Source organism: Kamptonema animale CS-326, from assembly GCF_028330895.1.
GTDB classification, from domain to species: Bacteria; Cyanobacteriota; Cyanobacteriia; order Cyanobacteriales; family Microcoleaceae; genus Kamptonema; species Kamptonema formosum.
Genome location: NZ_JAQMUA010000190.1, coordinates 1 through 19,113 on the forward strand (window position 1 = coordinate 1; position 19,113 = coordinate 19,113).

Annotated in this window: 12 protein-coding genes; 9 read left to right on the top strand and 3 right to left on the bottom strand. The window is 46.3% G+C overall.

Going from position 1 to position 19,113, the window contains the following annotated elements:
- The 4 genes from PN499_RS11215 to PN499_RS11230 form a co-directional block, all read left to right on the top strand.
- The coding region (locus tag PN499_RS11215; RefSeq protein ID WP_272031946.1) for a TIGR03936 family radical SAM-associated protein at window positions 1-2,334 on the top strand (2,334 nt) is incomplete at its 5' end.
- A gap of 504 nt (window positions 2,335-2,838) precedes the next feature.
- On the top strand, window positions 2,839-3,018 hold the full coding sequence (locus PN499_RS11220) for a hypothetical protein (RefSeq protein WP_019487697.1): 180 nt from the start codon (window positions 2,839-2,841) through the stop codon (window positions 3,016-3,018).
- Window positions 3,019-3,504: 486 nt separating this feature from the next.
- The gene (gene rne, locus PN499_RS11225; RefSeq protein WP_272031947.1) at window positions 3,505-5,856 is read left to right on the top strand and encodes a ribonuclease E; all 2,352 of its coding nucleotides are present in this window, start codon (window positions 3,505-3,507) and stop codon (window positions 5,854-5,856) included.
- Complete coding sequence (locus tag PN499_RS11230) at window positions 5,853-6,548, top strand: ribonuclease HII (RefSeq protein ID WP_272031948.1); 696 nt, start codon at window positions 5,853-5,855, stop codon at window positions 6,546-6,548. The genes rne and PN499_RS11230 overlap by 4 nt, the downstream gene beginning before the upstream one ends.
- Before the next feature lie 183 nt (window positions 6,549-6,731).
- On the opposite strand, the gene PN499_RS11235 is transcribed toward PN499_RS11230, so the two are convergent.
- Both PN499_RS11235 and PN499_RS11240 read right to left on the bottom strand, forming a co-directional pair.
- A complete protein-coding gene (locus PN499_RS11235) occupies window positions 6,732-9,761 on the bottom strand; it encodes a PAS domain S-box protein (RefSeq protein WP_272031949.1) in 3,030 nt (1,009 codons plus the stop codon).
- A gap of 482 nt (window positions 9,762-10,243) precedes the next feature.
- Window positions 10,244-10,459, bottom strand: coding sequence for a hypothetical protein (locus PN499_RS11240; RefSeq protein ID WP_148288914.1), 216 nt, complete (start codon window positions 10,457-10,459; stop codon window positions 10,244-10,246).
- Window positions 10,460-11,009: 550 nt separating this feature from the next.
- Here PN499_RS11240 and trpD point away from each other — a divergent pair.
- Both trpD and PN499_RS11250 read left to right on the top strand, forming a co-directional pair.
- Window positions 11,010-12,107 (top strand): anthranilate phosphoribosyltransferase, encoded by a 1,098-nt coding sequence (gene trpD / locus PN499_RS11245; RefSeq protein ID WP_417063873.1) that lies wholly within the window; start codon window positions 11,010-11,012, stop codon window positions 12,105-12,107.
- Between the two features lie 298 nt (window positions 12,108-12,405).
- Entirely contained in the window at window positions 12,406-15,045 is a 2,640-nt protein-coding gene (locus PN499_RS11250; RefSeq protein ID WP_272031951.1) for a non-ribosomal peptide synthetase, read from the top strand.
- A 141-nt stretch (window positions 15,046-15,186) separates the two neighbouring features.
- Here PN499_RS11250 and PN499_RS11255 read toward each other — a convergent pair whose 3' ends face one another.
- Complete coding sequence (locus PN499_RS11255) at window positions 15,187-15,822, bottom strand: retropepsin-like aspartic protease family protein (RefSeq protein WP_272031952.1); 636 nt, start codon at window positions 15,820-15,822, stop codon at window positions 15,187-15,189.
- A gap of 697 nt (window positions 15,823-16,519) precedes the next feature.
- Between PN499_RS11255 and carA the strand changes: the two genes are divergently transcribed.
- The 3 genes from carA to PN499_RS11270 all read left to right on the top strand — a co-directional run bounded on the left by carA (window position 16,520) and on the right by PN499_RS11270 (window position 19,010).
- Entirely contained in the window at window positions 16,520-17,674 is a 1,155-nt protein-coding gene (gene carA, locus PN499_RS11260; RefSeq protein WP_007358337.1) for a glutamine-hydrolyzing carbamoyl-phosphate synthase small subunit, read from the top strand.
- 329 nt (window positions 17,675-18,003) lie between these two features.
- Entirely contained in the window at window positions 18,004-18,360 is a 357-nt protein-coding gene (locus tag PN499_RS11265) for an STAS domain-containing protein (protein WP_007358338.1), read from the top strand.
- A 197-nt stretch (window positions 18,361-18,557) separates the two neighbouring features.
- Complete coding sequence (locus PN499_RS11270; RefSeq protein ID WP_272031953.1) at window positions 18,558-19,010, top strand: Mini-ribonuclease 3; 453 nt, start codon at window positions 18,558-18,560, stop codon at window positions 19,008-19,010.
- Window positions 19,011-19,113 lie beyond the last annotated feature (103 nt).

Here is a 19,113-nt window from a genome sequence, read left to right on the forward strand (position 1 = left end):
CCGCCCCCCCCCCCCCCCCCCCCCCCCCACTCCCCATCCTGGCCCCTAATCTTCGCCGGTGGACAAACAGCAACATCTAATCCTGAACCATACGCCGACTTTTTCGACTTCATCGCCTTGGGAGACGGAGAAGAATTACTTCCTGAAATTGGTTTAGTCCTAGAATTGGGCAAAGCTAATAACTTGAGCCGCGAAGAATTACTGCTAGATTTAGCTCAAATTCCCGGCGTATACGTCCCCCAATTCTACGAAATGGCAACAGATGGCTCCGTGTACCCCACAAGGCCAGATGTTCCCGAACGAATTTTGCGGCGGGTAGCAACGCCCATACCAGCCTACTCCATCGGCTTAGTGCCCTACGTCGAGACAGTACACGATCGCCTCACCATCGAAATCCGTCGGGGTTGTACTCGCGGATGTCGTTTTTGTCAACCGGGAATGTTAACTCGTCCCGCTAGGGATGTCGAACCCGAACAAGTTGCAGATGCGATCGAACAAGGCATGAGAGCCACAGGATATAACGAATTTTCGCTTTTATCCCTGAGTTGTTCCGACTATTTAGCACTACCAGCACTAGGCTTAGAAATTAAAAATCGCCTCAAAGACGAAAATATCACCCTATCTTTACCTAGCCAGCGGGTAGACAGATTTGACGAAAACATCGCTAACATCCTGGGTGGTACGCGACAAGGTAGCTTGACTTTTGCCCCGGAAGCTGGTACTCAGCGGATGCGGGATATTATCAATAAAGGTTTGACCAACGAAGAACTATTGCGAGGTGTTAAAACTGCCTTTGAGCAAGGCTGGGACAAGATCAAGTTGTATTTTATGATCGGCTTGCCTGGAGAAACGGACGTTGATGTAATTGGTATTGCGGAGACAATTCGCTGGCTACATCAGGAATGTAGAGCATCTGGGCGCAGACGGTTAAATTTTACCTTGACCATTTCTAACTTTACGCCCAAGCCCCACACTCCCTTTCAGTGGCACTCAGTCTCTACCGCTGAGTTCGAGCGCAAACAAGCCTTACTGAAGGCAGAATTTCGGGGAATGAAAGGGGTAAAGGTAAATTTTACCGATGTGCGGATTTCCGCGATGGAAGACTTTATCGGTAGGGGCGATCGCCGTTTAGCCCCAGTTGTCCGCCGCGCCTGGGAATTAGGCGCAGGAATGGATGCTTGGTGGGAAAGTCTAGACCGTGCTTTTGGCGCTTGGACGCAGGCGATCGCAGAATCTGGATTAAGCTGGAAATACCGCCTAGTGGATAATGGGGAATGGAATGTGATGTTAGGTGATGTCACGCCGCCATCCCAGTGCATTGACCCCCCAGAGGCAGGCGTTACCAAGGCAAGTTTTGAGGATAAAGTTTCTTCACCTCCTGCTCTCGATCGCCCCCTACCTTGGGATCATATAGATACAGGCATTGACAAAGCTTGGCTGAAAACTGACTTGCAACGAGCCTTAGAAGCAGCTACAGTTCCCGACTGTTCCTTTGAAGGCTGTTCCCACTGTGGTGTCTGCGGGACAGATTTTGGTCATAATATTGTTGTTCCGCCTCCATCGATTCCTCCCTTTGCAGGTCATTTCGTCCCCAACCAAGAGCGCAAACAGCGCTTGCGGGTATGGTTTGGTAAGCTGGGCGATCTGGCTTTAGTCAGTCATCTAGATTTGGTAAGATTATTTGACCGCGCTTTGCGGCGATCTTCCTTGCCGATTTCCTTTACTGGCGGGTTTCGTCCTAGTCCCCGGATTTCTCCAGCTAATGCCCTACCTTTGGGCGCTACCAGTAGCGGTGAAATTGTGGACTTCGAGCTGACTCAACTTGTAGACGTGGCGTTTTTTCGAGAAAAACTGGCAGCTAATTTACCCGAAAATATTCCCATTTACAAAATTGAAGAGGTTGATGTCAAAACTCCCTCCGCTACCCAGTTATTGACGCAGGCCGAGTATTTGATTACAGTAGGTTTAGTGCGATCGCCAGAGGATTTAGAAGGTAAGGGCAAATTTCCACAACCTCAGCCCCGATGGGCAGATTGGGTAGAGGAAATTAAAGCAGTTACGGCTTTTTGGCGGGAGCAAACCTCAAAGTCTGGCAAGGTGCAAAGCGTCAATTTGCGCGATCGCCTGCAAGAATTGGAACTTGTACCTGCATTGAGTAACAGCCCAAATAGCTGCGAAACTAACTCTGAAATTACCCTCCTTCGCTGCATCGGCAGTTGCCGTAACGACGGCACTATAATGCGACCAGAGCATATCATCTATATGCTCGAACAAGTCAGCCAGCAGGAAATTCAACTCCTTTCCACCCACCGTAACCAGCTCATCCTTAGCTAGGTTTCTCGATCGCGGTTTTGTTTTCAGAATAATGCTATAGTGCGTGGAGAGGTGACTATATCTATAAGATCGTTAGTTATCTAGCGAGTTCAAAACAACTCCAAACATCACTTGAGTTTTTTAGCAGTAGCCTTGAGCATAAGCAAACTTGTTTCTTAATAGGAAGAATAGGTGGTTAATAAATTGTCTAAAACTCCATAAATTTGTCTGATTAAGGCAAGTTGTGCTATCATTGTAGATAGCAGAAAACTAATGCTACCGCTTTGAGCGGATTACAAAGATTGGGCTTGATATCCTGGTAGTCTTAAAACTAGCTCGCCTTTAATAAGGTTCAAAGGGACGCGGCGATTAAAGGAGCTGAAAATAATGGTTAAGACGCAAAGTTATCATTACGAATTGTATAATTAGTAAGGTCGGCTCGACCTGAATTTATGCCTGTGAAGTAGAAGGGGCCGACCCCTACGCAGAAGCAGGAATTAGATTCCTAACTGTTTTTTGGCAGTGATGGATAGTTTCTATCAAGCCCCAGCAGCAGCAACAGTAGCAGCAGCAGAAGCAAAACGGTTGTCAAGAGATAGCCGATACCACTGGTTTTTACCAAGGGATAAAATTGGCATTGTTAAAGATGCCGCGATCGGTCGGCTCAGTGAAGCAAGAATCCCCTTGTCAGAAAGTGCCAATTAAGATGCTTTGTGTTTAGGAAGCTGATGTGGCAGTAGTGCTGTTAGCGCAAGCCGCTGAGTCAACCAGCAACGCGGGCTGGGTGCAACTCACTTTTGGGCAAGACTTCGAGCTTTTTGTGCATTCTTGACTAAATCCAACGCCAAACCCTCCAATGAGGGCAAGAGCAAAAATATCGATTAGTTCAAGCGAACGACTCACAATTGAGCCTGGGCTTACTCAACAATCAATCGGCTCTAGCTAGTCTGAGATTGTTAGAAAATTGCTCTATTTGACGAACAAATTAAGATTTTAGATAGTAGATTTTAGATAATTTTAGTTATGAGCCGATAGTCGGTTTCAACTAGGAAACAAATCTAAACTCTACAAACAGTTAACAGTTAACAGTTAACAGTTAACAGTTAACAAGCAGCTACCAATCACAGCCAAAGTCATAGGCACGGGCAGCGTAGGTGTCTTAAACTTGCTGCAAAAATTTGAGGAAATTGAATGCCAAAGCAGATAGTTATAGCGGAGCAGCATCGCCTTGCTGCTGTATTTTCCGAAGATCAAATCCAAGAACTCGTAGTCGCCACTGGCAGTCACCAAGTCAGCGATATCTATCTCGGAATTGTTGAAAATGTATTACCCGGAATAGACGCAGCCTTCGTCAATATTGGCGACCCCGATCGCAACGGTTTCATGCACGTCACCGACTTAGGGCCTCTACGGTTGAAACGCTCCGCAGGCGCGATTACAGAACTGCTTGCTCCCCAGCAGAAAGTCCTAGTCCAAGTGATGAAAGAGCCAACGGGAACTAAAGGCCCCCGACTCACGGGCAACATTACTCTTCCCGGACGCTACTTAGTTCTAATGCCCTACGGCCGAGGTGTAAATCTCTCCCGCCGCATCAAATCCGAAAACGAGCGCAACCGCCTCAGAGCGCTAGCAATTTTAGTCAAACCTGCCGGTATGGGGTTGCTAGTCCGCACCGAAGCTGAAGGGATGACAGAAGAGGCAATCATAGAAGACTTAGAAGTTTTGCAAAAGCAGTGGGAAGCCGTCCAACAAGAAGGTGGTTCCACACGGGCTCCAGCCCTGCTCAACCGTGACGATGATTTCATCCAGCGGGTACTGCGGGATATGTTCAGCAACGACGTGAACAGAATTGTCGTGGACTCCCAAAATGGCATTAAGCGCGTCAAGCAACACTTAATGGCCTGGAATGGAAACAAGCTACCGCCGGGAGTTCTGATCGACCATCACCGCGAACGGATTCCGATGCTGGAATATTTCCGCGTCAACCCGGCAATTAGAGAAGCCCTCAGACCTAGAGTGGACTTGCCCTCCGGTGGTTATATCATCATCCAGCCCACAGAAGCGCTGACCGTGATTGATGTCAACTCTGGTTCTTTCACCCGCTCAGCTACAGCCCGCGAAACCGTACTTTGGACTAACTGCGAAGCCGCAACGGAAATTGCCCGACAATTGCGCCTGCGAAATATTGCTGGCGTGATCATTGTGGACTTCATCGATATGGAATCGCGCCGCGACCAGTTGCAGGTGCTAGAACATTTCAATAAAGCCCTTAGAGCTGACAAAGCACGACCACAAATTGCCCAACTATCCGAACTTGGCTTGGTAGAGCTCACCCGCAAACGCCAAGGTCAAAATATTTATGAATTGTTCGGTCACACTTGTCCTTCTTGCGGCGGATTGGGTCATCTCGTCCAACTCCCAGGAGAAGATGAGCTAGCTCCAGCAGTGCGTGACTTTTCTACAGCGCGTGAGTCAGCAGCCTCAAACCGTTCTTTACCTCGTCCCGCCTTTGCGGAAATATTGCCGACAGTGCCAGAAGTGCCGGAACGCCGCAGCTTGACTGGTACTCCCCGCCATAGCTTCGGGGAATCCCCTGGGCCTGTTCGGGAAGAGCGCTCTCTTGAGCCTGCACGGGCGGCTTGGGAAGCTCAGAACGAGGGGTTAGATTTCGATGGCAATAGCAGTTCATCCCTGGATTTGATTAATCACCCTAGTTATCAGGATTTAGGGAATGGGGCCCGCCGCCGCCGATCGCGCCAACGCCTGGGAGAGGGTAATCTCCCTGTGAGGGAGGAGGAGCCAACTCGCAGCAAGTTACGAGTGCCAAGCGTACCTTCAATTGCTGATTCCAGAGGAGAATACTTGGGAGTTCCAGGAGTGCGGGCAAGTTCCGAGACGTTCCCCATTGCCAGTACCATTGGTCAACGACGCGATCGCGACGATTTGGAGCGGGTGCGACCAGCCAGACCAGAGCTAATGAAACCAATGGTAGAACCGCCGGAAGTGATTGCGGTGGAAATGACTCCAGAGGAACAAGATGTCTATGCTTTGATGGGAGTTTCTCCGCTGCTACTGTTGGATCGAACGGTGAAAAATCCCAAGAACGCGATTATTTCGGTAACGCTTCCCGGACAAGGGGGAACTGCACCGCAGGTCGAGCGATCGCCAGTGGAGGCAGAATCTGCGATCGTTACTGAGCAGATTGGGGAAGAGTCTAATTATGCAAAGGATGAGCCAGATTATGCAAGGCAAGAGCTAGATTACTCAAGGCAAGAGCCAGATTACGCAAGGCAAGAGCCAGATTACGCAAGACAAGAGCCAGATTACACCAGGCAAGAGCCAGATTATGTAAGGCAAGAGCCAGATTATGCAGCCGCCTCTTTAGTTTCCTCTACATATTTTGAGGAAGACAGCGATGACTATTCCGAGCATAGCGGTGAAGTTTCTAGTGTTGCTGAAACTTCTCAAGCCAGCGAGCAGGAGGAGCAAGAACCTCTGAATCGCCGTCGCCGTCGTCGTTCTTCTGCCTTGGTTGAAGAATGAATAGGAAGATGGGGAAGATTAAGGGCCAGGATGGGAAAGGTAGGGAAGATAGGGAAGATTTAACTTCCCCATCTCCCCCATCTCCCCCTCTCCCCCTCTCCCCATCCCTGATTGCAGGAGTCGATGAGGTAGGAAGAGGGGCGTGGTTTGGGCCGGTGGTGGCGGCTGCTTGCATTTTGCCACCGGAGGCGCTAGAGGAACTGACAGCTTTGGGAGTGCGGGATAGCAAACAATTGAGTCCTGCTGCGCGATCGCGGTTGGCAGTTAAAATCCAGGCTATGGCTGTTGATTGCCAAATTGGTGTAGCGTCTGTGCGGGAGATCGACCAGATCAATATTTTGCAAGCTTCGTTGCTGGCAATGAAACGGGCGATTCTAAAACTCAATACTTTGCCTGAGCTTTGCCTGATTGACGGCAATCAGCGGATACCAAATTTGGTTGTTCCCAAAGCTGGCTACCCCTACGCGCAACAAACGATGATCCAAGGAGATCGGCGATCGCTTGTCATTGCTGCGGCTAGTATAGTTGCTAAGGTTTGGCGCGATGAGTTAATCGTCCGCATGGCTGTAAAATTCCCCGAATATGACTTGACAAATAACAAGGGTTATGGTACTCCAAAACATAGATTGGGTTTGGAGCGCTACGGTGTATCCCCCTTCCATCGAACCTCTTTTAGTCCTTGTCGAAAATAGTAATTGGTAATTGGTAATTGGTAACTGGTAATTGTTAATAATTAATTAGTTAGGAGAGTCGTAATCACCTTGGGGGTGCTACACTTTGTCATTGCGAGCGTAAGCGAAGCAATCGCCATAGCTTGTTGGGATTGCTTCGCTTACGCTCGCAATGACAATTATCAATTACCAATTACCAATTAGCTACTCTGGAATCTGAATAGGAATCTCGATCGTGAACTCCGATCCTTGTCCTGGCGTAGAAGTACAACTTAACTTACCGCCATGCTGTTCAACCACAATTTGGTAGCTAATTGATAGTCCCAAACCAGTACCTTTACCAGCAGGTTTTGTTGTAAAAAATGGATCGAATAACTGCTTAGAAATTTCCTCACTCATACCGGGGCCATTGTCCGAAATGCGAATTATCGCACTTGAGGAACTAACTTCAGTTTTGATTTTAATCAGGCTGGGATTAGCCTTAATTTCAGTAATAGATCGGTTTTGATTATACTCATCAATTGCATCAATTGCATTACCAATCAAATTCATAAACACCTGATTAATCTTCCCAGCATAGCACTCAATCATTGGTAAATTTCCGTACTCCTTAACGACAGAAATTTCAGGATAGGCCGCACGGGCTTTCAGCCGACTTTGCAAAATCAGTAGCGTCCCTTCAATGCCTTCGTGAATATTTACTAAACTTGTTTTAGTGTCGTCCTTGCGAGAGAAATTTCGTAGCGATCTCACAATTTCGCGAATACGGTCTGCCCCAACGTGCATCGAAGACATCGCTTTAGGTAAATCTTCTAACAAAAACTCTAAATCTATCTCCTCAATTGTATTTTGAATAGTTGCCACCGGCTGGGGGTAATTCTGCTGGTACAACTCAACCAAATTGAGCAAATCTTCCGTGTAGTGACCGACATGGACAAGATTACCGCATACGGAATTTACCGGATTATTAATTTCATGAGCAACTCCAGCAATCATTTGACCTAGAGAAGACATTTTCTCAGTGTGAATTAATTGAGCTTGAGTCTGTTGTAGCTCATGCAAAGTTTTCTCTAACTGCGTTTTTTGCTCTCTGAGTTCGCATTGCGATCGCACAGCGAGATCCTCTGCCTGCTTGCGCTCAGTAATGTCAACGATCAGCCCCTCCAAAGCGAGTACATCTCCTGAATCCGAGAATACCCCAATCCCTTGTTCCCAAATCCATTTGAGTTCCCCCGTCTTAGAAGTAATCCGATAAGTTAACTGATAGGGTCGATTTTCCTGTAAAGCAATTTGGACAGCAGTCCACAAACGCTCCTGATCTTCTGGGTGAGTAATCTCTGAGAGAGACAGTTTGCGATCGCCAACGAATTCGTCTGGGTGGTAGCCAGTTAACTGATAGCAACCTTCGCTGACAAATTCCAGACTGCGATCGGCATCATTACGGAAGCGGTAAGCCATACCGGGTAAATTACCCATCAGTGTTGCCAGAGCTCGCTGGCTCTCCCGTAGAGCCTCCTCAACAGCTTTGCGGTCAGTAATATCCGTCATCACAGCCAGCAAACACATCTCATCGCCCAGATTAATAATCTCAGCCGATAGCAGCACCACCACCACATTGCCAGACTTCATCCGCAACTCATATTCGCAGTTACGAACTACCTCTTGCTCGTGTAAAACTTGTCTTAATCTAGTTCTGTCATCTACATTGACCCAAAGATTCAAGTCCGCTACAGTCTTGTCAATCACCTCATCAAGACGGTAATCCATTAAACTCAGAAAACTATCGTTAACCTCAATAAACCGTCCGTCAGCGAAGGAAGTAATAGTTATCGGATCGGGACTAGAGCGAAAAGCTTTAGAGAATTTTTCCTCTGAGGCCCGTAGCTGAGCTTCCGCCTTTTGACGTTCGGCAATTTCGCTTTGTAACTGCGCGATCGCGGCCTCTAATTGACTGGTACGCTCTTGAACCCTACGTTCCAAATCCTCATTTGCCTGTTTGAGAGCTTCCTCAGCCATCACCCGGTAAGTAATATCACGCACTACCGCTTGCAGCCCCAACTTGCCGCCGATATCCATAGAAGTCAGCAGCACCTCTGCCGGGAATTCCGAACCATCAAGGCGACAGTGCAGCCAGTCGAAGCGGCAGTTTCCTATAGACAGAGCCGCAGCCATACGTTCCTGAACTAAAGTAGCTGAATCTTCGCCCCCCGGCTGTAGTCTAGGGCTAAATTCCAAGGGGTGCTTGCCTGTAAACTCATCTTTGCTGTTACATCCGAACAATTTTAAAGTTGCGGGATTGCAGTCTAAAAAGCCGTTTTCATCAAGTAGCATCACTGCATCGGTAGTTGATTCGTACAAAGTACGGAATTTTTTTTCCGACTGTTGCAAAGAAGTGATTAATTGGGTTTTTTCCTCTGCCGCCCGTTTTTGCTCAGTAATATCCTGCGTAACTTGGCAAAAACCTCGTAATATTCCGCTTTCATCCCGCAAAGCCGTAACAATGATATTGGCCCAAAACTGGGAGCCATCCTTGCGAACTCGCCAGCCTTCATCTTCAAATCTACCTTGGGCTGTGGCTACCTCTAATTTTTCTGCTGGTTTGCCGAGATCGATTTCCTCCTGAGTGTAAAAGCAGCGAAAGTGGGAACCGATAATCTCGGTAGCTCGGTAGCCTAAAATGCCTTCAGCTCCAGAGTTCCAACTAGCTACAAGACCATCAGTATCGAGCATGAAAATCGCATAGTCCTTGACTCCTTCAATTACTAAGCGGAGGCGTTCTCTTTCTTCACTAAGTGCGGCTTCTGCGTATTTGCGCTGAGTAATATCTTCGACAAAACCTTCATAATAAAGTAGTTCGCCGTTGGGGCCGCGAACTGCTCTTGCGTGTTCAGAAATCCAAATTATATTCCCATCTCGGCGGTAAATCTGGGATTCAAAATCCGAAACCGCATCATGTTCTTGCAAGGCAGCAACGAACTCGTCACGTCGTTTAGGGTCTACATAAAGCTGCTGTTCGATGTCAGTCAGCCTTGCCATCATTTCTTCACGAGATTTGTAACCATAGAGGCGTGCTAAGGCAGGATTTGCACTGATATAGCGCCCGTCAGGGGTTGTTTGAAAAATGCCTGAAACAGCATTCTCAAACATACTGCGATATTTTGCTTCCATTTGGTGCAGTGCCTCCTCGATCCCCACTAAATCGAGCACATAATTTGACCGTTGTTGGTTGCCCACTTCCGTACCTGTTTTCTTAGCTAAAGAACACAAAAAGCTTTGTTAGTGCTTAATTTGGTAATTGGTAATTGTTAATTGGTAATTGGTAATTGGTAATTGGTAATCGCTAATCGCTAATTACCTATCTCCCGCCTCTCTTTCTTTTTGCCTAGCCCCTTCTTCTATAATTGGTAATTGGTAACTACTAATTACTAATTACTAATTAAAAGCAGTACCTATCCAATTTAAAACTGCTATAAATGCGTAAGCCCTAAATACGATTGTTTGTAGCCGATTTACCTTATTTCCAAGGATTTGTCTGGCAATTTAACACCCTGAGTCGATCTGTCAGGACTTACTTATTACTCAGATAAGGTGGAGCATCCCAATTTTATAGTAAGGGCGAAGCATTTCGGCAGCGTGCAGTTATTTGTTATAAACAGAGATTTACTGTCGGAATGCTTCGCCCCTAGAGAGCTATTTACAAAACTGGGATGATCCCGCTAGCCTCTGCTAGCGATCGCCCAGCATCTCTTTAACTGCGATCGCTGGCGTTCGCTTTTTACTTTCCTGCCTCCAAGAGCATTGCTGTCCCTAAAGTCTACAAGCCCCGAAATCTTGGCGGTTTTAGGGGCGGGACTTACCAAGCCACCTACACTATCGTGCAGATCGTGGGGCAAATCTCGACTCTTGTAAAGTCTCTCTAGGCATACTAGCAATTGAACATCCTACTTCAGCAGCTATTTCTCTGTCTTGAGGGTAGACCAACGCTAAATACAAACTATCAGCTTTCAGGTTTAGAAAGAAAAGCTGAGTGTTTGTAAGCCTTGGAACCAACTTCAAAATCAGAACTGGCAGCTCAAACCATTTGCTGCCTAGTTTTTTTCATCATCTCTGCCGATAGTCAATTTAAGCTGGTGGGATTAGGCTCTCGCTAGATGTGCGATCTATAAAAGTCTCACAATCAGCGAGTCGTAGTTGTATCAAAAAATTCAATCTTGGGCAGAGTTGGGCTCTGAAGTATGAAGTTTGTTTAAAGATGGTTTAGATCGATAAATTTGTGACCACGATGATTCTTCATCGATCGAGTTGCAAGTCAATAGCAAGGTAAACTAGGGACTGGCAAGTTAGAGAACGATGCCAAAGGCAAGTTTTGCTAAAGCCCTCTCAAACATCAAATCCTAAATCTCACGACATCTACACATCTAAGATAATCGATTGATGACTGATTCTTCCCCTTCACTCCAACAGCAAGACGCGGCTGCGGTTATGGCAGGCGTTGCCTCTCCCTCGGCGATCGCGCTGGATGCTTCTCTGTGGCCCGAATTGCTCCAACAATTGCTAGATCGTCAGTCCCTTAGTCGCGATCGCGCTGCTGACTTAATGCAAGGATGGCTAGCAGATGCTATTCCCCCAGCATTATCAGGAGCTATTCTAGCTGCTCTCCAAGCTAAAGGCATATCTGCCCAAGAGCTGGCTGGTATGGCTTATGTCTTGCAGTCTCAGTCTCTAGGGAGTTTTGAACCACAAAATTCTTCAATTCCAACCTCAAAGCTCAAAACTCCAAACTCCTTAATTGATACTTGCGGAACTGGTGGGGATGGAGCATCAACTTTTAATATTTCGACGGCTGTGGCGTTTGTAGCCGCCGCCAGTGGAATTGCAGTTGCTAAACACGGAAATCGTTCGGCCTCCAGCAAAGTTGGTTCTGCTGATGTTTTAGAAGCATTAGGTGTTAACTTGAACGCCTCTCCAGAAAAGGTTCATGCTGCTATTGAGGAAGTGGGGATCGCATTTTTATTTGCTCCCGGTTGGCATCCAGCCATGAAGGTTGTGGCTCCACTTAGACGAACTCTGAAGGTGCGAACTGTTTTTAACCTTTTGGGCCCGTTGGTCAACCCCTTGCGGCCGAGGGGTCAAGTAATTGGAGTATTCGATTCAAAATTGGTGGTAATAGTCGCTGAAGCTTTGAGAGAACTGGGTACGGAAGTGGCGATCGTTTTACATGGTCGAGAAAAACTAGATGAGGCGGGATTGGGAGATATTACTGACTTAGCTATTTTGTCACAAGGGGAAGTGCAGCTAAGTGAATTGAATCCTGAAAAAATCGGCGTGACACCAGCAGCGATCGCATCTTTGCGAGGAGGGGATGTGGAAGAAAATTCCCAAATTTTACGGGATGTTCTTCAAGGCAAAGGAACACTCGCACAACGGTCAGTCGTTGCTTTGAATGCGTCTTTGGCGCTGCAAGTAGGAGGAATTGTACCGCTGGGCGCTCACGAACAAGGGTTATCTCTTGCCAACGATATCTTACTCAGCGGCAAAGCTTGGTTGAAGTTGGAAGAGTTGGTTAAGTTTTTGCGCTGAAGGAAAAAGTTATTTACTCTAGTTAAAAGTGGTTTTTTTGAGCTAATTGGTTCTTCCATACTAGCTGTAATTAGATTAACTAGAAACTGATAAATTGCTTAAGCAATTTATCAGTTTGTAATTTTCAAAAATCCCTATATATAGCAACAGTCAAGGTGGTTAGAACATTTTAGTTTCCTCAAACCCTTAATTCTATTCCCTTCTTCCTCTTCTTCCCCTAGCCCCTAGTCCCTAGCCCCTAGTCCCTAGTCCCTAGTCCCTAACCGCCTTGGCGGTTGCTTAGCTTCAGGATAATGCGATGTTTCCAGTTGATAATTCAAGGGAATCAGTCAGTTTAAACTCTGTTAGCAATACTATTCAGGGGTTAATTGAATATCGCGTTGATCAACAGCCAGAGGCGAGGGCAATTAATTACCAAAACCACTGTCTGACCTATCAACAACTCAATCACAGTGCTAACCAATTGGCTCATTACCTACTTAGTTTAGGTTTAGGTGCAGAGGCGCGGGTGTGTGTTTGTCTCCAGCCATCCCTAGAAATTGGTGTAGCTTTGCTAGGCATTTTGAAAGCCGGTGCAGTTTACGTTCCCCTCGATCCCAACTATCCCCGCGATCGCCTCGCCACGATTTTGCAGGACAACCAACCCCAAGTTATTCTTACTCAGAGAGATGTATTACCAAATTTACCCGCAACTGGGCCAAAGGTTTTCTGTTGCGATCGCGATTGGCAAAGTATAGAGCATCTGTCCACCGACAACCCATCTGTCAATATTGACCTTGACCAGACAGCCTACATCATTTATACATCGGGCACTACTGGCAAACCCAAGGGCATAAAGATCGGTTATCGTAACTTGAGCCATTACATTTTGGTGGCCCAGGAACGTTTTGGTTTTGACCGTACCACGATAATGCCTGCGCTCGCTCGCTTCAGTTTTAGTATCACCTTTTTTGAACTCCTGTCTCCCTTAGTTGCGGGTGGCACTCTCACGATCCTAGAACGGAAACAGATATTAGATTTCGGTCAAATGTGCCAAATTTTAGAACAGATGACCGCGATTCATGCCTCCCCTAATCTGCTCAAAAAATTGCTAGCCTACATCGAAGATAACAGCATTGATTTGGCAAAGTTTAGCGGATTAAAGCACGTTTCTACTGGTGGCGATCTCGTTCCAGCCAACGTTCTTGTCGCTATGCAGCGGGTTTTCCGAAATGCCGAAATTCACGTCATTTATGGCTGTAGTGAAGTTAGTTGTATGGCTTGCTCCCACTTTGTATCCAGAGAGCAAACAATCACCAAAACCCTTGTCGGACAGCCGTTCCCTAATGTAGCAATTCGCCTATATGAGTCAGAACAAAAGTCGGTTGCTATTGGTGAAATCGGCGAGGTATATATCAGCGGGGCGGGTGTTGCTAAAGGCTATTTGGAACGACCAGAATTAACCACCGAAAAATTTGTCACCATTGACCAAGAGCGTTGGTATAGGACAGGCGATCGTGGACGTTTAGATGCCCAGGGAAATTTAGAAATTATCGGTCGAACTGACTTTCAAATCAAGCTCAATGGCATTCGGATTGAACCAGGAGAAATCGAAGTTGTACTGCGACAAATTCCAGGGGTAAGAGAAACTGTGGTAGTCTGTCGGGAACTAAATAGTGGCGAATTGGGAATAGTCGCCTATCTGGTACTTCACTCCACCGATCCCCCGGAAATTGACGATATCCGTCGCTATCTCCAGAGCAAATTACCAGAATACATGGTTCCTGCTGCCTTTATAGTTTTGGACGCTCTACCCCTAAACCTCAATCAAAAAGTAGACCGTCAGGCACTTCCCGCCTTAAATTTTGACTCTGGCAATAAGTATATTGCTCCTCGTAATGAATTGGAAATTCAGCTAGCAAAGATTTGGGAAGAGGTATTAGGGATCGAACCAATAGGAATCAAAGACAATTTTTTTGAATTGGGTGGTCATTCTCTAGTCGCCGTCAATTTATTAGCAAAAATTGAAAATATTTTTGGTAAAAACTTGCCATTATCAATCTTATTTCAGCAGCAAACGATTGAAGAATTTGCTCATATTTTTTCCCAGCCAGAATGGACACCATCTTGGTCTTCGTTAGTCCCAATTCAAACAAAAGGATCGCAAACACCTTTATTCTTAATCCATGCAGTTGGTGGGAACCTTTTAGATTATCAAAAACTCATCTATCATCTAGGTCAAGATCGACCTATTTTTGGGTTACAATCAATCGGATTAGATGGGAAGCAAGAGCCTCTAGCTACTGTGGAAGCAATGGCCCTACATTACATCAATGAAATTAAGAGCATTCAGCCTCATGGCCCTTATCTATTTTTTGGCTATTCTTTAGGCGGAATAATCGCATTTGAGATGGCACAACAACTATGTGCCCAAGGAGAGAAAATAGGATGGTTGGGGGTATGCGATATAGGTGTTGCTCATATCAGTAATGAGGGGCAAAATCAGGAGCAAAATGAGCGATCTTTGGCTAAGTTTATCAAGCTTCACACAACAAACCTTGGGAAAATTAATAGCTTTAAAGGAAAGTTAGAATATCTGTGGGATAGAATTTACTGTCGGCTAACTTTATATTACTACAAAAATCATCTGGTTGGGGAGTTTTCTAAAAATGAAATTTCTCCTCCCGACTTCTTATTAAAACTCTTAGATATCAATATGCAAGCTGACATGAATTACAGGTTCAAAATCTACCCAGGTTCTCTAGTTCTCTTTCGTTGCAAATATCAGGACGTGAAATATTACTTCAAGCCTGATTTGGGCTGGGGTGATGTAGTAGCTGGGGGGGTAGAGATTCACAATCTGCGTGGGAGTCACTTCGATCTGATGAAAGAACCTTGGGTACAATTTCTGGCTAAAGAGTTGAAAGCATCTTTGGAAATTGGATCGTCTCGGACATAATTAATTGAAGACAAGCTTTTTGTAGATTTATCCCAAAAAGCTTGTTCTTAATGTAGGGAATCAGAGAGTCATTAAACATGAGTTATGTGAAGTTAAACACCCTCTTTCTTCTTCCTTCTTTATTCTTCCTTCTTCCTTCAGTTACGATCGCGATCGAAATTCGACTACATCTTGCTTAATGGTCACGTCTTTATTACCAAAAAAGTCATGCCCTAGCAGCCCAATATCTAGTGTAGGTGCGATCGCTACCTGGATATTTTTGACCTCAAGCCCTCCAGCTTGCAAAGAAGTAACCTGGCCAAGTTGGAAAGTAGCTTCTCCATTAGGTGTTTTGGCTTTCACTGTTCCCTGTGGAACGATCCCCAAAGCTTTTGCCATTGCTGGCGTGATGACTGTACCACTGGCTCCCGAATCTACCATCATCTCAAATTTCTGTTTACCGTTAAAAGTGACATCAATCACGGGAATGTTGCCCTCTCGGCGTTTAATTTTGGCTTGAAATACCCCTGAATTAACAGCCGTTGGACTCAACTCTTGAGGAGTAATTCCACAAACGGATTCATTCAAACTGATAATTTTTCCAGAAGAGTTCCGCATGAAACATCCTTCATATTCCTGGGCTACGGTTAAATAAGGAAGCATAGCTGTGTAAACCAGGATCGAGCCCGCAGTAGAAATAGCTGTGGCTACAAGCAGCAAGCGGTCTCGGAATTTTTGACCGTTCAGTTGTTGCGTTTTGAAGTTTGAGGTTGAAACTGGGTCAGATTGGTAAGGCATACTTTGGTCAAACGCTATAACACAATCATAGCTGCGATAACTGCCTGTGGGTATAAATTGACACTTTTTAGTTATGACTTAGGTATTATATTCATGACTTAACACTACTAGGACGGTGCTGTTAAAAAGAATTGTACCTAATGCCATTTCTGTCAGGAACTCAGGTCTAAAGACACTGAGCTTGTAAGAGAAATCGAAGCAAGCTATTCTGACCAGCCTAAGCCTTAACCGGCTACGTTATTTGGGTCACGACACCAGGCGGATGCGAAGCTAGTCCCCCGCTCTGTCGCTTACGGTTAAACAGTCCTAAAGTCACTGGGACAGTGCTGCAAGCCTAACAAGCTCTGATAACTTTGGCGAAGCTAACATTACCCCGCAAGGGAGGCTCGAAAGAGCAAACCATTATGCGTACAGGATTGCAAGGGTTGAGACGGTAATTGTCCCGTTGAAAGTGCAGTACAAAAGCACACCGAGCTAAGCAATTCCCTTGCGCGGTAATGGCAACAAATATTCACGGTGGTTTTAACCACCCGCGTCGTTTCCCTATAAGGTCTAAAGACTCTGAGTTTCCCGCTTACCGAGCTTTTTTATGAGTTTGACAGTTCCGGGAATTTAAGGTTAATATTTGTCGCGGGTTCCTACGCTCAAATACCTATTAAAGATAGAAACTTCAGAAGCAAAACCAATTAAAACTTCAATGTCACTTTCTACTGCACAACCAGCTCTTCTAGTTCTTGCCGACGGTACTGCGTATCGCGGCTGGTCGTTTGGCGCGAACGGCACTGTCGTCGGAGAGGTAGTGTTTAATACTGGCATGACGGGCTACCAAGAGGTCTTGACTGACCCTAGCTATTGTGGTCAAATTGTGACTTTTACCTATCCAGAATTGGGGAATACGGGGGTGAATGTCGAGGACGAAGAATCTCATGGGCCGCAAGTGCGGGCTGCGATCGCTCGCAACATCTGCCACAAACCCAGCAATTGGCGTTCTACTCAGTCTTTGCCGGATTACCTTAAACACCACAGCATTCCCGGTATTTATGGGATCGATACTCGCGCTCTGACTCGGAAAATCCGCACAGTTGGGGCGATGAATGGGGGGATTTCTACGGAAATTCTTGACCCGGCTGAGTTGTTGGAGCAAGTACAGGAAGCTCCCAGTATGGCGGGATTGAATCTTGTCCGGCAAGTAACTACCAGTGAGGTTTATGAGTGGTCTGAACCCACAGAGTCTAACTGGGAATTTAGCGACGGTATCAACTCTGATGCTGAAATTTTGACTGTCGTGGCGATCGATTTTGGGATCAAGCGTAATATTCTACGACGTTTGGCCAGTTACGGCTGTCGGGTTGTTGTCGTACCCGCGAACACGCCGCCAGAGGAAATTCTCAAATACAAGCCAGACGGGATTTTCCTGTCGAATGGCCCGGGAGATCCAGCGACGGTTATAGAAGGGATCGAGACTACCAAGGCGCTGTTAAAGTCTGAAAAACCCATATTTGGGATCTGTATGGGACACCAAATTTTAGGGCGTTCTTTGGGTGCAGATACCTTTAAGCTCAAATTCGGACACCGGGGATTAAATCAGCCAGCGGGTTTAACTGAGCGGATCGAGATTACTAGCCAAAATCACGGCTTTGCGATCGATCCCGATTCTCTAGCGGCGGATGTAGAAATTACTCACCTCAACCTCAACGATCGCACGGTGGCTGGTTTGCGGCATAAGTCGTTACCGTTGTTCTCGGTGCAGTACCACCCAGAGGCCAGTCCTGGCCCTCACGATGCTGACTATTTGTTTGAGCGTTTTGTGGAGGCAATGCGAGAAAATCGTAAGGTGGCTGTTGCTAGCTAAAAAATTGGTAATGGGTAATGGGTAATAGGTAATGGGTCATGGGTTAGTTTTGGCTGTCACCCTGGAATATTACCCATTAACGCCTCCTGTAAGTTTTCTCTAGTTCCGGGGATGTGGAGGGGGTGATGATTTTATTGGTAGTTTTGCGATCGCACAGCTCTGCCCAACTTCCTTAAAAAGGGGTTAATAAAATTGAGATCCCCGTCAACTCTTTTAAAAAGGTGACAAATAAAACTGACATTGTATCAGTAGACAAAAGACAAAAAAACAAATACAATAGAGCCTCGACTTAAGCACTATCTTGCTAGGAGGGTGTCATTCCTGAGCCATTGACCCTGACCGTTAGCCTCAGAGGCACTCGCGAAGTCAGGAATAACTATCAGCTATTTCGCTTGACAGGTTTACTGGACGCTTTTTCGGAGGCGACCTTTCGGAAAGTCCTGGACAAGTGTATTGAGGAAGGTCCAAAGCACGTGATTTTGGACTTGTCTCAAATAGACTTTGTTGACAGTTCCGGTTTGGGCGCACTTGTGCAGTTGGTCAAGAAAGCCCAAACTTTGGAAGGCACATTACAAATTGTCTCGAATCCCCGCGTGACCCAGACTGTCAAACTGGTTCGCTTAGAGAAGTTTTTATCTTTACAGCCTTCAGTGGATGAGGCGGTGAAAACTGTCAAGGAAGCTTGACAAACACAGGGGATAAATTTGGCTATCCGGTTCTTAGTGCTGGATAGCAAATTTTTGTTGTCTTGCTGTAAAATAGCAATGGCAAGAACAGATAAATGAGGCTGTGCGATCGCGGTATAGCTACCTAGCTACCCAAGTAATTAAAAAAGCAAGTGATTAAAGAAAAAAAAGTTTGGCGGAAGTCCTAAAACAGAATTATGTCACCGATCGCAGACGATCCGCCAAGGCTGAGTCCGGCGGTCATGAGTTTGAAGCTTTTGGATTTAGAGGCGGGAAAGCTTGGGGAAATAGAAAGGATTTCACCAGCATCATGGGCTTATCTGGGAGATGCAGTCTATGAGCTGTTCGTCAGGATGTCCTACATAGTGCCGCCAAAGCGATCGCAAGCTTATCACGAGCTAGTAGTAGCGCAGGTACGAGCAGAAACTCAAGCTCGCCACCTGCGATCGCTCTCCCCCCACTTAAGCATCAAAGAATTAGAAATTGTCAAGAGAGGGCGCAATGCTACTGACCGCCGTCCTAAGCGGCTAGATCCCGAAATTTATCAACAGGCTACTAGCTTAGAAACGTTGGTGGGATATTTATACCTCACCGATCCCCAAAGATTAGTTCAACTGCTAGCCCTCATAGAACTTGACTCAAGTTGCTAATGGGTAATGGCTAATTGCTAATGGCTAATTGCTAATTACCCATCTCCCCCATCTCCCCCGCCCCCCCGCTCCCCATCTCCCCCGCCCCCCGGCTCCCCTGCTC

What these genes read in the sequence shown, in the direction of transcription:
- carA (WP_007358337.1), top strand. Translation starts at nt 16,520, where the DNA reads ATGTCACTTTCTACTGCACAACCAGCTCTTCTAGTTCTTGCCGACGGT.
- PN499_RS11255 (WP_272031952.1), bottom strand. Translation starts at nt 15,822, where the DNA reads ATGCCTTACCAATCTGACCCAGTTTCAACCTCAAACTTCAAAACGCAA.
- PN499_RS11270 (WP_272031953.1), top strand. Translation starts at nt 18,558, where the DNA reads ATGTCACCGATCGCAGACGATCCGCCAAGGCTGAGTCCGGCGGTCATG.
- trpD (WP_417063873.1), top strand. Translation starts at nt 11,010, where the DNA reads ATGGCAGGCGTTGCCTCTCCCTCGGCGATCGCGCTGGATGCTTCTCTG.
- PN499_RS11250 (WP_272031951.1), top strand. Translation starts at nt 12,406, where the DNA reads ATGTTTCCAGTTGATAATTCAAGGGAATCAGTCAGTTTAAACTCTGTT.
- PN499_RS11230 (WP_272031948.1), top strand. Translation starts at nt 5,853, where the DNA reads ATGAATAGGAAGATGGGGAAGATTAAGGGCCAGGATGGGAAAGGTAGG.
- rne (WP_272031947.1), top strand. Translation starts at nt 3,505, where the DNA reads ATGCCAAAGCAGATAGTTATAGCGGAGCAGCATCGCCTTGCTGCTGTA.
- PN499_RS11220 (WP_019487697.1), top strand. Translation starts at nt 2,839, where the DNA reads ATGGATAGTTTCTATCAAGCCCCAGCAGCAGCAACAGTAGCAGCAGCA.